This is a genomic window from Paenibacillus rhizovicinus, assembly GCF_010365285.1.
Lineage (GTDB): Bacteria > Bacillota > Bacilli > Paenibacillales > Paenibacillaceae > Paenibacillus_Z > Paenibacillus_Z rhizovicinus.
This window is the reverse complement of sequence record NZ_CP048286.1, coordinates 386,826-405,437: the sequence shown is the minus strand read 5'-3', so window position 1 is coordinate 405,437 and position 18,612 is coordinate 386,826. Positions and strand designations below refer to the sequence as shown.

General features: G+C 55.1%; 15 protein-coding genes and 1 riboswitch. Of the genes, 14 read left to right on the top strand and 1 reads right to left on the bottom strand.

All coding sequences use genetic code 11. The features are described 5' to 3' along the window. The first annotated feature begins 43 nt into the window (after nt 1-43). Both hutI and hutG read left to right on the top strand, forming a co-directional pair. A complete protein-coding gene (gene hutI / locus GZH47_RS01825) occupies nt 44-1,351 on the top strand; it encodes an imidazolonepropionase (protein WP_192043613.1) in 1,308 nt (435 codons plus the stop codon). After that, nucleotides 1,348-2,316, top strand: coding sequence for a formimidoylglutamase (gene hutG / locus GZH47_RS01820; protein ID WP_162638269.1), 969 nt, complete (start codon nt 1,348-1,350; stop codon nt 2,314-2,316). The genes hutI and hutG overlap by 4 nt, the downstream gene beginning before the upstream one ends. Before the next feature lie 196 nt (nt 2,317-2,512). On the opposite strand, the gene GZH47_RS01815 is transcribed toward hutG, so the two are convergent. Beyond that, nucleotides 2,513-3,016: an Rrf2 family transcriptional regulator gene (locus tag GZH47_RS01815; RefSeq protein WP_162638268.1), complete on the bottom strand. Its 504-nt coding sequence runs from the start codon at nt 3,014-3,016 to the stop codon at nt 2,513-2,515. Between the two features lie 316 nt (nt 3,017-3,332). Here GZH47_RS01815 and GZH47_RS01810 point away from each other — a divergent pair, with 316 nt between their 5' ends. The 12 genes from GZH47_RS01810 to GZH47_RS01755 all read left to right on the top strand — a co-directional run bounded on the left by GZH47_RS01810 (nt 3,333) and on the right by GZH47_RS01755 (nt 18,440). Further along, complete coding sequence (locus GZH47_RS01810) at nt 3,333-3,794, top strand: carboxymuconolactone decarboxylase family protein (protein ID WP_162638267.1); 462 nt, start codon at nt 3,333-3,335, stop codon at nt 3,792-3,794. Between the two features lie 106 nt (nt 3,795-3,900). After that, nucleotides 3,901-4,611 carry a YjjG family noncanonical pyrimidine nucleotidase gene (locus GZH47_RS01805; RefSeq protein WP_162638266.1) on the top strand — a complete coding sequence of 237 codons (711 nt, stop codon included), beginning with the start codon at nt 3,901-3,903 and terminating at the stop codon, nt 4,609-4,611. 139 nt (nt 4,612-4,750) lie between these two features. Further along, nucleotides 4,751-5,638: a LysR family transcriptional regulator gene (locus tag GZH47_RS01800; protein WP_162638265.1), complete on the top strand. Its 888-nt coding sequence runs from the start codon at nt 4,751-4,753 to the stop codon at nt 5,636-5,638. Nucleotides 5,639-5,796: 158 nt separating this feature from the next. Continuing rightward, complete coding sequence (locus tag GZH47_RS01795; RefSeq protein ID WP_162638264.1) at nt 5,797-6,309, top strand: DnaJ family domain-containing protein; 513 nt, start codon at nt 5,797-5,799, stop codon at nt 6,307-6,309. A 187-nt stretch (nt 6,310-6,496) separates the two neighbouring features. Then, on the top strand, nt 6,497-7,549 hold the full coding sequence (locus GZH47_RS01790) for an alcohol dehydrogenase catalytic domain-containing protein (protein WP_162638263.1): 1,053 nt from the start codon (nt 6,497-6,499) through the stop codon (nt 7,547-7,549). A gap of 105 nt (nt 7,550-7,654) precedes the next feature. Then, a riboswitch (TPP riboswitch) is annotated at nt 7,655-7,766 on the top strand. Between the two features lie 69 nt (nt 7,767-7,835). Continuing rightward, the gene (locus tag GZH47_RS01785) at nt 7,836-9,161 is read left to right on the top strand and encodes an acetylornithine deacetylase (protein WP_162638262.1); all 1,326 of its coding nucleotides are present in this window, start codon (nt 7,836-7,838) and stop codon (nt 9,159-9,161) included. Beyond that, nucleotides 9,158-9,829, top strand: a complete 672-nt coding sequence (gene tenA / locus GZH47_RS01780) for a thiaminase II (protein WP_162638261.1) — start codon at nt 9,158-9,160, stop codon at nt 9,827-9,829. Before GZH47_RS01785 ends, tenA begins: the two co-directional genes overlap by 4 nt. Beyond that, complete coding sequence (locus GZH47_RS01775; protein WP_162638260.1) at nt 9,826-10,839, top strand: ABC transporter substrate-binding protein; 1,014 nt, start codon at nt 9,826-9,828, stop codon at nt 10,837-10,839. The genes tenA and GZH47_RS01775 overlap by 4 nt, the downstream gene beginning before the upstream one ends. 156 nt (nt 10,840-10,995) lie before the next feature. Continuing rightward, on the top strand, nt 10,996-11,376 hold the full coding sequence (locus tag GZH47_RS01770; protein WP_162638259.1) for a DUF2500 domain-containing protein: 381 nt from the start codon (nt 10,996-10,998) through the stop codon (nt 11,374-11,376). Between the two features lie 213 nt (nt 11,377-11,589). After that, nucleotides 11,590-13,059, top strand: coding sequence for a PAS domain S-box protein (locus tag GZH47_RS01765; protein ID WP_318653404.1), 1,470 nt, complete (start codon nt 11,590-11,592; stop codon nt 13,057-13,059). Between the two features lie 75 nt (nt 13,060-13,134). Beyond that, nucleotides 13,135-13,401, top strand: a complete 267-nt coding sequence (locus tag GZH47_RS01760; RefSeq protein WP_162638257.1) for a 50S ribosomal protein L33 — start codon at nt 13,135-13,137, stop codon at nt 13,399-13,401. A 383-nt stretch (nt 13,402-13,784) separates the two neighbouring features. Further along, nucleotides 13,785-18,440, top strand: coding sequence for an InlB B-repeat-containing protein (locus GZH47_RS01755; protein ID WP_162638256.1), 4,656 nt, complete (start codon nt 13,785-13,787; stop codon nt 18,438-18,440). Nucleotides 18,441-18,612 lie beyond the last annotated feature (172 nt).

Here is an 18,612-nt window from a genome sequence, read left to right as displayed (position 1 = left end):
CGGCATGAGGGTCGAGTGTCGCAATTAACGTAAGAAGGTGATGATCATCGATCGAATCGATCTGCTGCTGACGGGTATTGGCTGCTTGGTTACCCCTGTCGGGAACGCGCCGCATCGCGGGCAAGCGATGAGCGAGCTGCGGGAGATTCCGCAGGCTGCAATCGCCATGCGGGACGGTCTGATTGCGCTTGCCGGTCCGGAGTCCGACGTGCTGAACGGCTTGGGCGGCGCCGCAGTCGCCGAAACGCTCGACGCGGGCGGCTGTCTGGCCGCACCCGGGCTCGTCGATCCGCATACGCATCTGGTGCACGCCGGTTCGCGCGAGCACGAGCTTGCGCTCAAGCGCGCGGGCATGCCGTATCTGGACATTCTGGCGCAGGGCGGCGGCATCCTGAGCACCGTTCGGGCTACCCGCGGGGCGAGTGCGAGGGAGCTGTACGAGAAGGCGTACCGCAGCCTCGATATCATGCTGCTGCAAGGGGTCACGACCGTGGAAGCCAAGAGCGGCTACGGGCTCTCCTTGGAAACCGAGCGGAAACAATTGCGCGCGGCGAAGCTGTTGAACGACGCGCATCCGCTCGACATTGCATCGACGTTCATGGGCGCGCATGCGGTACCTGCCGAGTACAAAGGACGGACGGACGAGTACGCGGACCTCGTGTGCGAAATGCTCCCGCGGATCGCGGAAGAAGGGCTGGCGGAATTTTGCGATGTCTTCTGCGAGCACGGCGTCTTCACGGTGGAGCAATCCCGCCGGATCTTGCTTGCAGGGCGGCGCTGCGGCCTGCATTCCAAGATTCATGCCGACGAGATCGAATCGCTCGGCGGCGCCGAATTAGCGGGGGAGCTGGGCGCGGTATCCGCCGATCACCTGCTGGCCGCTTCCGACGAAGGCTTGCGCATGCTGGCGGCCAATGGCGTAATTCCGGTGCTGCTGCCCGGCACGTCGTTCAATCTGGGACTGAACAGACACGCCCGGGCGCGCGATATGATCGACAAGTTCAACCTGCCGGTTTCCTTGGCAACGGATTATAATCCCGGTTCTTGTCCGACCGAATCCATACAGCTCGTGATCATGTTGGCATCGCTGAACTTGAAGATGACGCCGGAAGAAATCCTGACGGCCTGCACGATCAATGCGGCCTGCGCGATCGGGCGCGGCCATCGGATCGGAACGATCGAGGCCGGGAAACAAGCGGATATCGTGTTGTTCGATGCTCCGAATTTGGCTTATCTGCCGTACCATTTCGGCGTCAACCACGCGTACGGCGTAATCAAGAACGGGCAGGCCGCCGTATGGAACCGGCAAATCGTCAAGCCCCGTTCAAACTCGGGGGAAGGGACGCCATGAGCCGGGAGATTCCTTATTTGAAAGCTCCGGACGAAGCGGGATTTCGAGACCGTTTCGAGACGAAGGTCGCGCATTGGATTCGCCGCTGGGACGGCGCGGAGCAGCTGCTTGCGGGGATCGTCGGCGTGCCGTTGTCGAAGTCCTCGATATCGGTATCCGGCGCTTCGACCGCGCCTGCGGCGATTCGCGCCGCGTTCAACTCATTTACTACGTATTCCATGGAGTACGGGGTCGACTTGCAGGCGTTCGCCGTCCGCGATCTGGGCGACATCCGAATGCATGCAACGGACATCGCCGAATGCCATCGGCGGATCGAAGCAAGCATGCACGCGTTGTACGAAGCGCTGCCGACACTCGTTCCGATCGTCATCGGCGGCGATCATTCGATCAGCTTCCCGTCGGTCAAAGCGTTCGCAGGGCGTTACCCCGGCCGGAAAATCGGAATCGTTCACTTTGACGCGCATCATGACGTGCGCAATTACGAAGACGGCGGGGCGACCAACGGGACGCCGTTTCGCGGTATCTTGGAATCAGGTCTAGTAGAGGGGCGCCATATCGTGCAAATCGGAATACGAGGATTCATGAATGCGAAGCCGTATCATGATTATGTCGTGGGCAAGGGGGTTCGCGTCTTCTCCTCGCGAGACGTTCGGCGCATGGGAATCGATCCGATTCTCGATCAGGCGCTCGCGCTGGCGGGCGAGGGGACGGAGGCCATCTATGTCAGCTTCGATGTCGACGTGATCGATCAAAGCTTCGCTCCCGGCTGTCCGGCCATCGGAACAGGGGGGATGAATCCGTGGGATGCGCTCGATGCGCTCTACCGGCTTGGCGCGCTGCCGCAGGTGAAGGGGATCGATTTCGTGTGCATCGACCCGTCGGCGGACGTGCGCAACATCACCTCGCGGCTTGCGGTGCAATTCATGCTCGGTTTCTTGGCGGGCATGGCAAGCCGGCCGGGTTAAGTCCGGCATGTACCATAGTGGATTGGCTTCCGTATTCGCATTCGCATTCGCATCCGTATTCGTTTTCGCATGAGTATCCGTACACGTATCCGCATTCGTTCAAATACACTCATGCGCCTCAACAAAGGCACGTGAGTGTATTTGCATTGCGTTAGTCGGGCAACATCTTCAATAGAACCGTTGCATTTAACTTTCGCTACATACGACTGCTGCCGGCAAAAAAATCACGCGTCTCTTGGCGCTGCTTCGGCGCCAGCACGCGATCAAGCTCTTCGTTCAGCCACAGCAAAGTCTTGCCGCGCAGCGTATTTCGCATGCTTTCTTCGGCCTCGAGCATCGTTAAGTTAATGAGGCAGGGAGCGGCTCGCGTGCATGCAGCAACTTCTTCGTCGCGGCAGAGGTAGCTGTTATTTTTAATGTTTTTGCATTGAAAGATCCGGCTGGTGCCTTCAACGGCCTGAACGACATCCCAGAACGAAATTTCTGCGGCAGGCTTGGCTAATTTATAACCGCCTTTGACCCCGGGAACGGAGCTGACGATGCCCTCCTTCGCCAATTTGCCGAAAATCTTCGATAAGTAGGTTTCCGAAATCCCTTGGAAGGCGGACAGCTCCTTGATGCCGATAGTCGCGTCAGCCTGAATATCGATCAGATAAACTAAGCAGTGCAGTGCATATTCAACGCCTATACTATATTGCATGCAGACACCTGCTTTCTATGCGCACAAGTTGATAATCAACATATTAGGTCGATTGTTTGCCTTTTGTCAAATGGCGGATTGCTGGGGATATTGCAGACAAAATGCCGTTTAATGGTTGGTTGACAACCTGCAGCGGAAGGGTTATATTGTAGACGTAGTTAATCGTCGACAACATTAATCGACGATACATTTTATCGACGTCGTATTCATTCACGGATGATTCCTGAATGATGTACCGTGCAGCAGGTGATACTCAGTTCGTATGTTTGAAGTTGTGTATCGGCCTAATTTATAATTTGAAGGAGTGTATCGACGAATGGAAATGAGATTGGATTATATGAAAGTGCGCCCGGAATCTCTGCAAGCGTTGTTGAAAATGGAAGGCTTCGTGAAGAAGAGCGGCCTTGATTCGACGCTGCTGGAATTGGTTAAAACTCGCGCTTCGCAGATCAATGGCTGTGCCTTCTGCCTCGATATGCATACGAAAGATGCACGTGCAATGGGGGAGACGGAACAACGCCTTTACCTGTTGAACGCATGGCGCGAAGCGCCGTTCTATACGGATGCGGAGCGGGCTGCGCTGGCGTTGACCGAAGCAGTGACCAAAATTTCCGAAGGCGGCGTATCAGCGGCGCTCTATGAAGAAGTGCGCAAACATTTTGACGAAGGGCAGTACGTTGATCTGCTGATGGCGATCAATACCATCAACGCTTGGAATCGCATGGCGATCTCGACTAATATGGTACCAGGCGCTTATCAGCCGGCTGTTCAAAAATAATCATCGCCTGAAAAATAAAACCGTTCGAAAATAAACCGTTCGTTGACGACAAACTCCCCGTGCCGTGTGCGCGGGGATTCTTCGTACATCCAAGATTGGAGGCAGCATGACCTACAGCATCCTTCTATTCGATCTCGACGATACGCTGCTGGATTTCGGCAAAAAAGAGACGGAATCGTTAACTGACTTGTTCCAACATTACGGCTATACGTATTCGGATGATGTTCTTCAACACTATAAGTCCGTCAACAAACAATTATGGACCGACTACGAGAATGGCAGCATTCCGCTCGATGTTGTGCTGAACACGAGGTTTTCGGCTACGCTGTCGAGGCTCGGGCAGGACGTGGACGGGCTTGAATGGGAGAATCGGTACCGTGATTTATTGGGCGGCGGAACCCATATCTTGATCGATGGCGCCATGGAAGTCTGTCAACGGCTGTCCGTCACCCATCGGCTGTTCGTGATCACGAATGGCATCACCCGCACGCAGATCAATCGATTGCAGCTGACGGGCCTGCATGATTATTTCGAAGCGATTTTCGATTCGCAGCGTATTGGCCATCAGAAGCCGTCGACGGCTTTCTTCGATTATGTGAGGCATCACATTCCGGGATTCGAACGTGAGAAAGCGCTGGTCATCGGCGATTCGTTGCATACGGATATCAAGGGCGGCCTGCAGTCGGGCATCGATACCTGTTGGTTCAACCGGACGTCGCAGCTGAATCCGCCTTCCATTCCGAGCACGTACACCATCTCGAATTTAAGCGAGCTTATCGGAATTTGCGGGTCAGGTTCGGGTTCAGGCGACTATTGAAGATCCCGGATATTTCCAATGCGGCAGCAACACAAGATATCTAAACGAAAATTGAAGGGGAGGTGCCGCCAAGGCGGATCTCCCTTTTTTCTGTTATAATAATTCGACATCTTGTATGAGAGGAGATAACATATTTGATATGAACCATTCACAGTTATCGTTATTCGTGAAAATCGCCGAGTCCGGCAGCTTTACGAAAGCCGGACAGGAATTACATATGACGCAGCCGGCCGTGAGCCGGGCCATCTCGACGCTCGAAGCCGAACTGGACGTTAATCTCCTGATTCGGGACCGCAAGAACGGCGTCCTGCTGACGGATATCGGGAAACGTCTGCTCGTGGTGTTCCGTGATATTCTGAACGGCTACGAGAAGGTGGATCAGGAAATCAAGGCGGAGAAGGGCTTTGAAGTAGGGACGATTCGCATCGGGGCTTTTCCGGCGGTATCCGCGAGGTTTCTGCCAAGCATTCTGCGGGTGCTCGGGGGCAAATATCCGGGCTTGAAGTTCATTCTGCACGAAGGCACGATCGACGAAATCCGGGGCTGGCTCGCTTCCAGGTACATCGACGTCGGATGGATTATTCCCCCGAGCGAAGAGCTGGAAACCGTTCCCTTTCTGCGCGATCAATTGTCGCTGCTGCTGAGGGACGATGATCCGCTCCAGGAGAAAGACGTCATTTCCATTCAAGATTTGGAGCAGGCCCCTCTGATTCTCTGCCGCGGCGGATTCGATACGCCGATTATTGAGTGGTTTCATAACAACGATGTCGCGCTGAGAATGGAATTCGCGGTTCAAAACGTCAGTACGGCGCTCAGCATGGTTCAAGAGGGACTTGGCCTAGCGATCCTCTCCGATACGGCGATGACCTTCTCCGTCCTGCCGCCCAATGTGCGGATACGCAAAATCGAGCCGCAGCCTTTCCGGGACATTTGCCTGGCCGTGCCTTCCATGAAGGAAGCTTCCTTGGCAGTCAGGCTGTTTATCCAAACCGCGCTTGAGCTGAACCGGACCGACGGCGAGCTATAGCGGTGCGCACCGTAGTCGCGTTCGCCATTCAAGCGGAAATTCATCGGCGCTCCGTTCAATAAATTGCCAAAGTCTGCAAGCGCGCGGTGTTGCTGGCATGGATACAATAGGACTGTAAAGCATTTCCTGCATTCAAACCTGAAGAGGCGGTGAGTGACATGGGATTATGGTTCAGAAAGAATCATGCACGACGACAAGATTCGGAGACTGTGCCGGCAACATCTGCAACGCCCGAGACAAGCGAGACAGCTGACGATACGAATGCGGAAGAGAAGAATACGGCCGAAACCGCGGTATCCTCCAGGCAGTATTGGAACTCCGATCTGTCTGCGCAGGATTGGATGAGCGAGATGTATCGGGAACAGGAACGGCGAGGGGCTTTCGAGCATTTGGCAGGCAAAGGGAAGCAGCTCAACGTCCCGTCAGGAGATGTTACGAACAGTATCCTCAAGGAAGCGAACTTCTTGCCGGCCTGGCTAATCTTGCAGCATGAGATTCGGGATCAGCTGCAGGGGCTGCTCGAAACGGGCTCTTCGGTTAGTCTGGAGTCCGCGCTCGAAGATCTGAACAAGAAGATTGCCAAGTACAACCAGATGGTGCCGAATCCGATGCTGCAGAAGTGGAAACTGAACGGGGAGAACATGCGGCAGCAATTCGAGCGTTGGAAGTAGAACCGCTTGCTGGTAATGGCGGGGTTCGTTGAATAGAGCGATGTTTGGAACGCTTGCAGACAGAAGACACGGAGGATTGTCCCCTTGTGTGCCGCTAAATTAAAGCGCTATCATTAATTGTGGCCAGTCAGGTACAAGCTGGTTGTTTCTAGTAATTGCTTTCAACGCATCGACTAGGAGGGGATACATGATACCGCAAACGAAAATGCAAGTGCCGTTATTCGCCGGTGATGGACGTATCGATTGGACGACCAGAGAGGTGCCGAAGCCGGGGGCGGGGCAGCTGCTTATGCTCATCGAGGCGAACGCGCTTTGCGGTTCGGATCGCGGGCAGTTTTACCGCGGATCGGAGGTTACGCCGGGCCACGAGGCGGTCGGCGTCGTGGTCGAAGCCGGTCCGGATACGTCGGCTGCCGCGGGAACCCGCGGCGTTATTTATGCCAAGGATTATTGCGGCGCGTGCAGGTTCTGCCGGATGAACATGACGAACCAATGCGCGGCAAGCCGCGGCGTGATCGGGTTCAGCGAACATGGCGGATACGATCCGTACGTGCTGATCCACGAACGGATGCTGTTTCCGATCGGCAGCGACATCCCGGCTGGGGAAGCGACCTTGCTGCTCGATATCATGGGCACCGGCAGCCGCGCCATCAACCGCGCCCGGGCGCTTCATTCCGATATCCGGTCGGTGCTCGTATGCGGGGCAGGGCCGATTGGTCTTGGCCTTCTGGCCATGGCCAAGCTGCTGCTCGGCGATGACGTGCCGGTCGCCGTATCGGACTTCGTGCCGTACCGGCTGGAGCTGGTCAAGCAATTGAAAGGCATTCCGATCGCGCTGCAGGAGACGACGCTTGGAGAAGGGATCGCGGCGGCCGGCATGAACGGGGTCGACGTCGTCCTGGACGCCAGCGGCAAGGAAAGCGCGCGCCGTGCCGGGCTCGCCTTGCTCCGTCCAGGCGGGGTGCTCGTCTGCGTCGGCCACGGGGAAGGCCTGTCGTTCCGCGCGGCGGAGGAGTTGATCAACGTCGAGAAGGCCGTGATCGGCAGCGATTATTTCAGCTACGGCGATTTGGAGCGGAATTTGGCGCTATACCGCGCGCACCGCGATTATCTGGCGCGGATCATCACGCACCGCTTCCCGGCCGACCGCCTGCAAGAGGCGTACAAGCTGTTCTTCGAATCCGGGCAGACGGGGAAAGTCGTCGTCGAGCATGCATACGAAATTCGCGGGCAGGCCTAATCGAGACTCGCATGGAGCAGCTGCTTCGGATCGGCAGCGTATTCCGATTCGCGAACGCTAATTCTCCTTGTCATTTCCAATATCATGCGCTATAGTGAAACTAATTTAATAGACTACGGGTGCTGGATGAAATCCGGCTGAGATAGGGAATGTTCTTTCCCTGACCGTTAATCTGAACCAGGTAATGCTGGCGTAGAGAACGTATCGAATTCAAACCATTCGTTTATTCTCGAATGGTTTTTTTCTATTGTTCATGCCCGCAGCCTTAAGCGAAGGAGTATAGACGATGGAGACTTTGATTGCACGCTTGCAGCAGCAAGCGGAGGAGAGACAGGATGAGTTATTCGCTCTCCTGGCCCAGCTGGTCGCTTATCCGACGGTCAGCCCGCCAGCGCGGAATACGTTGGAGGCGCAGCGGTTTCTGGAGCGGCAGCTCCGAGAGAGCGGCTTCGAGACGGAGCTGTGGGAGGTGTATCCCGGCGATCCGAACGTGACCGCCGTGAAACGCGGCACGCAGGGAGATAAGTATCGAAGCCTGCTGCTGAACGGCCATATGGACGTCGCCGAAGTCGGGGACGCGCGGGAGTGGCGGTACGATCCGTTCGCTTTGACGTTGAAGGACGGCCGGGCTTACGGCAGAGGCACGGCGGATATGAAAGGCGGGCTGGCCGCGCTGCTGTTCGCGGCGAAATTGCTGGAGGAGTCGGGTATCCGGCTCAAGGGGGATCTGCTGTTGCATTCGGTCATCGGCGAAGAAGCCGGCGAAGCGGGCACCAGGGCTTGCATGGAGCGGGGGTATCAAGCGGATCTTGCCGTGGTGGCGGATACGAGCGGGCTGGCCATTCAAGGACAAGGCGGCGTCATCACCGGCTGGGTAACCGTTCAAAGTCCGGTGACTTACCATGACGGGATGCGATCGCGCATGATTCATGCGGGCGGCGGCGTTCAAGGCGCCAGCGCGATCGAGAAGATGGCCAAGCTGATCGCCGGCCTTCAGGAATTGGAGCGGCATTGGGCCGTGACCAAGTCCTATCCGGGCTTCCCGGCGGGATCGAACACGATCAACCCCGCCGTTATCGAGGGAGGCCGTCATGCGGCGTTCATCGCGGACCGGTGCGCCCTCTGGATTACGGTGCACTTCTATCCGAACGAGGATTACGAGTCGGTGGCCGCCGAGATCGAGCAGCATCTGCTCGGCGTCGCCCAAGGCGATCCATGGCTGAGGAATCATCCGCCTGAATTCCGCTGGGGAGGCCGGTCGATGATCGAGGAGCGGGGCGAAGTCTTCCCGTCCCTGGAGCTGGATCCGGATGGCGATGGGCTCGTGAGCTTAGCCGGCATTCACCGGCAAGTGCGGGGCTCGGCGCCGAGCGTCGGCATGAGCCCGTCCGTTACGGATGCGGGCTGGATCGGGCGAGCGGGGATACCGACGCTGATCTATGGTCCGGGCGAGCTGGCCAATGCGCATGCCGTAGACGAAAGCGCCGATATGAGAGAACTGGTCGACTACGCGAAGATCATGATCGCCTTCATTGCCGACTGGTGCAACCGGATGAAACCGGAGTTCGAAGAAGAAGAGATCGCAACCATGAAGGGGAGGGAAACCCATTGAATCCATTCAGTGACAGGTTATATCGTTCCGCGCAGGAACTATGGGCGAAGAGCCATGAGCATCCTTTCTTGACGGAATTACGAGACGGGACGCTGGATCCCGAACGATTCATCTATTATCTCAAGCAGGACTATGTTTATCTGATCGATTACGCCAAGGTATTCGCCATGGGCAGCTTGAAGGCCAGAGACTTGGAAACCATGGCCAAGTTCGCCGAGCTGCTTCATTCCACGCTGAACGTGGAAATGGAGCTTCACCGGCAATATGCGGCGCGTTTCGGCATCTCGCGCGATGAGCTGGAGCAAACGCTCGCTTCGCCGACCACGGTCGCGTACACCAAGTATTTGCTGGATACCGCTGCGCAAGGATCGCTGCCCGAGGTGGCGGCCGTCCTGCTTCCGTGCATGTGGAGCTATCGGGAGATCGGGACAGCTTGCATGAAGGTTCCGGGCGCCTTGGACCATCCGCTCTACCGGGAGTGGATCTTGATGTACGGCTCCGAGGAGTTCGGCGCGCTTACCGACTGGTGCATCGCGCTGATGGATCGACTCGCGGAAGGGCTGCCCGAACGGGAGCTCGCGCAGCTTGAGGAACGCTTCATGGTCGCTTCCAAACTGGAATACATGTTCTGGGATATGGCTTATCGCTTGGAGGCTTGGCCGGTATGAACATAGCGATTCAACGATGGAAGAAAGGCGCATGGCTGGCTGCGGTTCTGGCCTTGGCCATCCTCGCAGCCGTCGGCTGCGGCTCCGAGTCAGGCAAGCAGGCGGAGGGCGGCGAAACCGAACTGACCGTGCTGCTGGACTGGTATCCGAATGCGGTGCATACCTTCTTGTATGCCGCCGAGGAGCAGGGGTATTTCAAGGCTGCGGGCTTGAAGGTCAAGCTGCAGACGCCCGCGGACACGAACGACGCGCTGAAGCTGGTCGCCGCCGGCAAGGCCGATCTGGCGCTCAGCTATCAAATGCAGGTCGCGATTTCGCGCGCCGAAGACATTCCGATCGTATCGGTCGGCGCCATCGTTCGCCATCCGCTCAATCAATTATTGGTGCTGGAGTCGCCGGACATTCATAGTCCGAAGGATTTGGCCGGGAAGAAAATCGGTTACCCGTCTATTCCGCTCGACCAGGCGATCGTCGATACGATGGTGAAATCGGACGGCGGAGATCCTTCGAAGCTCTCCCACGTGGACGTCGGCTGGGACTTGATCCCGGCGATGAGCACCAAGAAGGTGGACGCGATCATCGGGGGCTACGTGAACCACGAGAAACTGCTGCTCGAGAAGGAAGGCAAGAAGCTCGCCGCGTTCGATCCTTCCGATTATGGCGTGCCGGATTATTACGAGCTTGTTCTGACGGCCAGCGAGGACGGCTTGAAGAACAACGGAGCCGCGATCAAGAAGTTCATGGAGGCAGCCGCCAAAGGACAAGCGTATACCGCGAGCCATCCGGACGAAGCGCTGCAGCTGCTGCTGGATCGGCAAGACGAGGAATCTCCGCTCGACGCCGATGTCGAGAAGCAGAGCTTGGCGATTCTGCTTCCGTTGATGGACGCGGGGACGGAGCCCTTCGGCAGCCAAACCGAGCAGTCCTGGCGTTCGATCATCGACTGGCTGAAGGAACACGGGCAATTGAGCAAGGACGTCAATCCGTCGGACGCCTTCCGTAATCTCTAAGCGAAGCGTCGCGATTATTATTGATCCTGCACGCTAACTCAAGAATATACCGTAGACGGAACTCCCTGACGGGAAGGAAAACGCAACTTTCCAAGTCGCGGAAGCGTAAAGGGGATGAGAACAAAATAGAATTTCGGTTCGTTGAGGAGAGCGCATATGAACGGATACCCGGGCGACCCAGGATTTTTTGGAGCTTTAAAGGAACTGCCTCTTCTCTTCAAACTGTTCGGAGGGTTTGTATTCATCGTCGTCGTTGGCGGGTTCTTGTACGTCATCCTTCGCGGTACATGGCGATGGACGGCGAACAACGCCTCCGAAGTTATTACGAGTCCCGTGACCGTAGTGGATAAACGAACCGAGGTATGGGGCGGTTCAGGGAACTCGAGCGCAAGTACCGATTATTACGTGACTTTTGAATTCGATAACGGTTCGCGCATCGAATTGCAGGTCAGAGGCGATAAATACGGTTTGATTGTCGTAGGCGATCATGGACCGCTCACGTATCAAGGCACGCGTTTTAAAGAATTTCACAGATAAGACATGACGCGAAAGAACAAAGCAGCACGACGAACTGTGGAGCAAATTGCCAATGGCATTTGCTCCATTTGTGCGTGAGAATGGCATTTGTTATAGCGAAGATCGTGACTAATGGTCCTATCCATCAAGGAATTGGAAAAACGTATATATGTATAAATAACTAATACTGTTATAATGCCTTATTAAGGCTATTCAAATTTTATTTGCATTAAAATGGAGGATTCGATGTTATCTCATATCAATGACGATAGTCTTTTTTTGCACGCATTCGAGAAATCTCCAATCGGAATGGCTTTATTATCTTGTAATGGAAGTTTTTTGAAGGTGAATTCGTCGTATTGCAACATGTTAGGATACAGCGAAGGCGAACTCGTCACGATCGGTTTCTCGATTGTCACCCATCCTGAAGATTTGGAAGCTGACCTGAAATTATGGGGCAAATTGGTGCAGGGTGAAATGGACGGTTATCAAATAGAAAAAAGATATGTGCATAAATCAGGGTCCGTACTATGGGGGCTTCTCAATGTGACAGTAGGAAGGAACCTGCAGGGGATACAAGGAAAAGACATCTTCATCGCGCAAATCGTGGATATCACGGAGCAAAAAGCGAAGGAAGAAGAGCTGAAGCGGATCGAAGAACTGCACAAGCTGATTTCCGAACATTCGCAGGACGTGATTTTGCGGTTAACGCCCGAAGGCATTATCTCCTATGTCTCGCCGGCTATCCGTAACCAACTCGGATACGAGCCGGAAGAACTCATCGGGAAATATGCGTATGAGTACTGGCATCCGGAGGATATGAACGGCGGCTGGTTAAGGCGGGGCAACGCGGATCAAGAGGATAGCAGGATTTATGTGTATCGGCTTAGGCATAAGAAGGGCCATTATATCTGGCAAGAAGCGCATTCCAAAAAAATCAGGAATGCTGCGGGAGAAATTCTGCATGCGATCAGCATGGGGCGGGATATCACCGAACGAATCCATTCCGAAGACATCATCCGCAGATCCGAGAAACTAACCTTGGTCGGCGAGCTGGCAGCAGGAATTGCGCACGAAATCAGAAATCCGTTGACCAGCCTGCGGGGATTTATGCAGATGTATATGAAAGAAGATATCGAGGGTACCAGGAAGCTGCGCAACGATGTCATGATTTCGGAAATCGATCGCATCAATGAAATCGTAAGCGAGCTGTTAGTATTGGCTAAACCTACGAACGAGGTTTTCGAATTAAGGGACATGGCGCATATTTTCAATCATGTGACGAGACTGTTAGAAGGACAAGCCAACCTGTATAACGTTCAAATCAAGGGCGCCTTAGATGCCCGTTTACCGCTCGTTCAATGTCAAAGCAGTATCAAGCAAGTCTTTATCAACATATTGAAGAATGCCATCGAATCCATGCCGAACGGCGGAGAAGTGGTCATTCAAGCCAAACAAATGAACGAGAACGTCTATATCCGCATCCATGACGAAGGGCACGGAATCCCCCAGGAAGAGATCGCCAAGATCGGCAATCCTTTTTTCACGACGAAAGAAACAGGCACGGGGTTGGGATTAATGGTTTCCATGCGTATCATACAAAACCATAGAGGGACGATGCGCATCGAAAGCGAAGTCGGGAAAGGGACGATGGTGGAAGTTATTTTGCCCATTCACGAATCGCGAACGGCCTCCGAAAGGTAAGACCCAGTCATCCTCTCATGCAGTTGAATAGATTACTAGAGTAGTACAAGTGCAGTCGAGAGGGAGGAATAACGCATGGCTGTCAGCAAGCAACAGATATCCAAATATTACGGCAAGAAAATCTATGCGGTAAAGAAGGACGGATCCATCGTTACAGGGACATTGACGCAAATTCAAGGTAATCGTGTCGTTCTTACGCAGTTTAAACAGGAAAAAGGGAAAGCCGTAAAAACGAAATTTCTGCTTCCGTTGCTGCTCTTCGATTTACTCGCTATTGGCCTCTTTGCCGGATTTGGCGGATTTGGAGGATTCGGCGGGTTTGATGGAGATTTCTTCTTCTGACCCGGGTGACATAAGCTCGTTTTCCGTGCTCGCCGCGGATAAACGGGCTTTTTTTCGTGCTTTTTCCGTACTATTTTCCGCATTCAGACCATTCGCCAATAGTAGTGTTTTTTCGCCAAAGGAGATGACAGGATACTTGTGGAAGAGAGTAACTATGTTGTAAACAATTTGTAAGTTTGGTGAAGGAAGAAGGTGAAGTCCCCGAATAAGAATGCCGATTCAGCATTAGATTCAGCAGTAGATTCAGCATTAAAGGAAGCGCTTTCGATCTGCATGCGAACACCGAAGTGTAATCAGAAAACCCCAGCGCCAGGAACGCAGAGGCGGATGATCAATCACCGGCGAACGTACACATGCCGGACATTTAACAGGAGGTTCAATCCATGAAGCGTATTTATGCCATTCTGCTTACCGTTGCACTGGTTCTCTCGATGAGTGCCGTGCCGGCTTTCGCGGCTCAAGTCGCGGAAACGCTTACAGTAACGCTCTCGACAGATAACGGGAATATGAACGACGGTCAGGTCGTCGTCACTGCAGTGAGCGGCGAAACAGGGGAGTTGTATTATACGATTTCCGAAGGACAGCCCGCGACGCCGCCGAACGACACGACTGACACGGTAGAGTCGCTTGGCGCGCAGCCGTTAACATTGAATGCGCCGATCGGCAGCAAGCAAATGCAGGGCGATTACCTGAATGTATATGATGTTAGCGGCGATGGTCATATTGCCGGTTATGCCGAGGTTCCGCTGATGTGGGCGAATATCGGCAAACTGCTCTACAAGCAGACGGAATCGTCCACCAGCATCGATTTTAACGCAGCAGGGGCGGCATGGAGTTCCAAGAAAACCCCTATGCTCGGCGACAGCAGCTGGACCGACTACGCTTGGGATCTCGACTTCACTCCGACAACTTGGACGAATGGCAATATTCAGTTCCAAGTGCGTAATGCCGACGGTCACTATTACTACCTGCTGCTTGGACAACCGGATGCCAAATTTGCCGGCTTGCAACTTGGCCCGGCTGGAACTTGGGTAAACGGCGGCAGCGTTGGCGCAACGCCTCTTAACGTATCCACGCACGTACAAGTCAAAGCGGATGGTCCCGTTATTTCTTTGACTGTGGGCGGCACGACCTTTAAGATGGACACTTCCACTGCCGGAGCCACGGTTCCCGTGTACTTAAAAGGCGGCGTCACGCTCGCGTTATGCGACGGCGGAGGCGGTAACAGCGTGATGGCGGCTGCGATCTCGAATTCGGTCGTTCATGTCGTTCGCGACGAAACCGTGACTAGGCAGCCTGACACCCATACGGTTTCGTTCAACACGCCTCTCGATGCAACTGCAGTCGCAGCGGTATCAGGGGTATTAAACGGCGGTCTGCTCGCTCAACCAGCCGACCCGACCCGTTCGGGCTATACGTTCGGCGGATGGTATACGGACTCCGCGCTTTCGACGCCGTGGAACTTCGCTTCCGATACCGTGACTGCGGACATCACGCTGTACAGCAAGTGGAATCCGGAGCTTGCGGAAGGAATAAACGCGCTGACCGCCACGCTCGTATCCGACCCGGCAATTATCTCGACGTTGCCGAACGGCACGCTCGAAGCGACGGCAGTTGCCGGAGGCTCGGCGGGCGGAACCTACTACTACGTGATTTCCTCCACGCAGCAAGCGGCTCCGGGCGCCGATACGAATATCGGCGCCATTAACCGGGCCGTACCGTTTACGGCAGGCACGCCTTTCGGCACGAATGTCTCCCCGAATAAATGGCTGCTTGTTTACCAGACCGATTCCGATGGCATAATCACGGGATACGGCACGACAATAATTCCTTATCACGTTATCGGAACATTAGTCTCTTCGGTCTCGAGCGCTACGGTTCTCCCCGGCAAAGATGCGAGCAACCCGACGCATTTCGGCGACTCTTCGCTGACCGACTATGAATGGAATTTCGATCTTACGCCGGTCACCGGCGAGCATGGCGGCATCCAATTCTGGGTGAGGGACAACGGCGCGCTTCACTACTATATCCTTCTGGGCATGGACACCTCGTGGATGGCCATGTCGGACAACCAGACCTGGCAGAACGTCGGCCCGGGCGGATCGGGAATTACGCCTAAGATCGGCCAAAAAGTTCATTACCGGATCGTGGCCGACGGCAACACCATCTCGCTTTATAATAGACTGCCCGGCGCAGCGGAATCGCTTGTGTTCACGAACACGCTGTCGTCGAACGGCGGCCACCCGGTATTGTTGGGCGGCAATGCGGCTGTCTATTCCGATCCGAATTACACGCTCGATAACTGGGCGACCTTGAATACGGATGGCAATTACAAATTGAATGTCGCGAATTCGACCGTCAACGCCATTCATCATCCGAGCGACACCGGCAATAAGAACGTGATGCCGGCAGCGAATTTCTTGCATATCCCGGTACCGGTGGCAGGCAAGTATCCGATCGGCCGGTATAAATATCCGGATTCGTCCCATACTTCCTCTACAACCATCGAATGGAGCCCGGAAATCACTTCGACTTTCGACAAGAACACGGTCTATACCGCCAAAGTCACGCTTGCGCCGATGATTGCCTCGTCTACTTACGACGGCATTAACCCGGCGAACATAACCGGCGTTCCGGCTATTAACGGGACGACCGTGACAGGCGCGACGACCGCAGTGGACGGCGATAACCTTGTCGAGACGATCACCTTCGCGCCGACGGGCAGCACGATCGCCCCGTTCGGGGAAGACGCCTTGGTATTCAACGACGATTTTAACGGAACGAGCGTCGATACGAGCAAGTGGACCGTATCGCCGACGCAGCCCCGACAGGGCCGCAGCGTATGGCTGCCTAACGAGGTATCGGTCGATGGCAGCGGCAATTTGGCCATTCATATCGAGAAAGATCCGAACGGCGGCACGGCTTACTATTCCGGCTTATCCGCATCGGATCAAGCCAACTTCATAGACACGGGCGCGGTCACGCAGAAAGACGATTCGATCAACGATTACGGCTATTACGAGTCTCGGATCAAGTTCCCGGTCGTATCCGGAACCTGGGGAGCCTTCTGGAAGTACGCTTCGGTCGTGCTGAACGTGGGAGACCAAGGCGTTGACGGCACCGAGAACGATATCGTAGAATCGATCCGCAACGATATCGGCGATATCGACAGCGCCATTCACTGGGACGGATATGGATCGGATCACAAGTCGATGGGCATCACGACGAACTATCCGAGCGTGTACGACGGCAATTTCCATACCTTCGCGATGGATTGGTCGCCGTATGAGTACATTTACTACGTGGATGACGTGGAAGTCGCCCGCATAGACCGCAACACCAAGGACGGAAGCGGAAATACGCCCGGCATCTGCCAGAATCCGACGAACATCATCCTGTCGGTCGAAGGCGCGAGCTGGGCGGGGGTGCTGCCTCAAGGATTCGATGGCGCGCAAATGCTGGTGGACTACGTGAAGGTTTACAATCAACCGAAGCATATTCAAATTCCGCCGGATCAACGATTCAACCTTACGGACTACGTCAAACTCGACTTGAGCACGGAATATGACAAGTCCGCATCGAAATGGCAGGTTGCGGCGACGCTAACCAATGTGGCCGCTTCGGGCAATCCGCAGTCCGGTGAATTGACTTTCCTGGGAAATACGCAGCCCTACACGGTTAACGCAGGGACGCCGGTTAAGTTCTATTATGACGTCACGCCTTCAACGACGGAGGTGAGCACGAAGTATACCGCTTCGTACACCGATACCACCGTGCAAGGAACCGGAATCGGCACGGCCAGCACGACGCTTGGCGTTGTGAACGCCACGACGAATAATCCGCCGGTGACGGTTGACGGACTGTTGAACGACGCGGCATGGGCAAATGCCAAACCGATCGATCTGAATAAAGGTACTGCTTCCGGCATGGATCCGGCCGTTACTGCGACCGGGAAACTGGCCTGGGATAACCAGAACTTGTATCTTGGCGTTACGGTCGACACGCCGTCATTCAATCAAACCAATAGCGGCGGTAATATATGGATGGGCGACGGTATGCAGGTTGCGCTGAGAGGGCCTGCCGGATATCGTGAATTGGGCTTCGCATTGAACAGCGGCGATGCGAGCATCACGCAATGGAACTGGGGCGCGGACGGTTCGTTAACGGGCGCGAACAGCGCGATACCGGCTTCCTCTGCAACGACCGCGATCGTCCGGGATGCCGCGGCGGGCACGACTACCTACGAAATCGCGATCAATTGGGCGTACCTTGGGGTGGACGGCGATACGGTCGCTGCAGGCGATGCGTATAATATCGCCTTGGTAGTCAACGATTCGGCTGCCGGCGCCAGAGGATACTTGGCATACTTCGACGGTATCGCGTCCGGCGCAAAAGGCGTGGGCATGGGACAATTGCTGTTGGAGGGATCGCAGCAGCAGCTCTCTAATGATGCGACGCTGAAGAGTTTGACTGTCGATGCGGCAGCATTGACGCCAGTCTTTGACCCGGCGAGCACCGCATACTCGGCAGATGTGGCCAACGCTGCCGATTCCATCCTGATCGCCGCGGCGCCTAACGACGCCAATGCAGCGGTGACTGGAGACGGCGCTCATGCGCTGGCCGTAGGGGCGAACGTGATCACCGTCACTGTCACGGCTCAGGACGGCACGGTCAAGAGCTACACGGTCACGGTCAATCGGGCACCGGCGGCACCGGCGGACATCGTGAACATCAGCGGCGTTCCGGTACACTTCACGGTGCAGAGCGGCACTACGATACTGGATCTGAGCGACAAGTCGGTGGTGCAGGACATCTTGATCAACTCGGGGAACACGATCGTCATCGACCTTTCCGGCGGCAATACCGCTTCGGCGAAGGTGACGATCGACGTCAGCCTGTTCAAGAAAATCGGCAAGACCGTTACGATCGTCACGAAGGATGGCAGCTACTCGGTTACCACTCAGCAGTTGTGGAACAATTCAGGCAAGCCGAGGGTAATCACCATCAAGAATGGCAAGCTGGAATTCAAGAATGGTTAATGGTTAGCGCAGCATGCATACCTGAGTAAGAAAACCGCTCGCCGTACGCACGGCGGGCGGTTGTTGCTTTATTGCCATCGAAAATATTGACATAATTTCGAACGGGCCGGATGATTGAACTTTTCGGTTTAAATAAATACAATGTTCATATTGGATTGCTAATAATATTGTA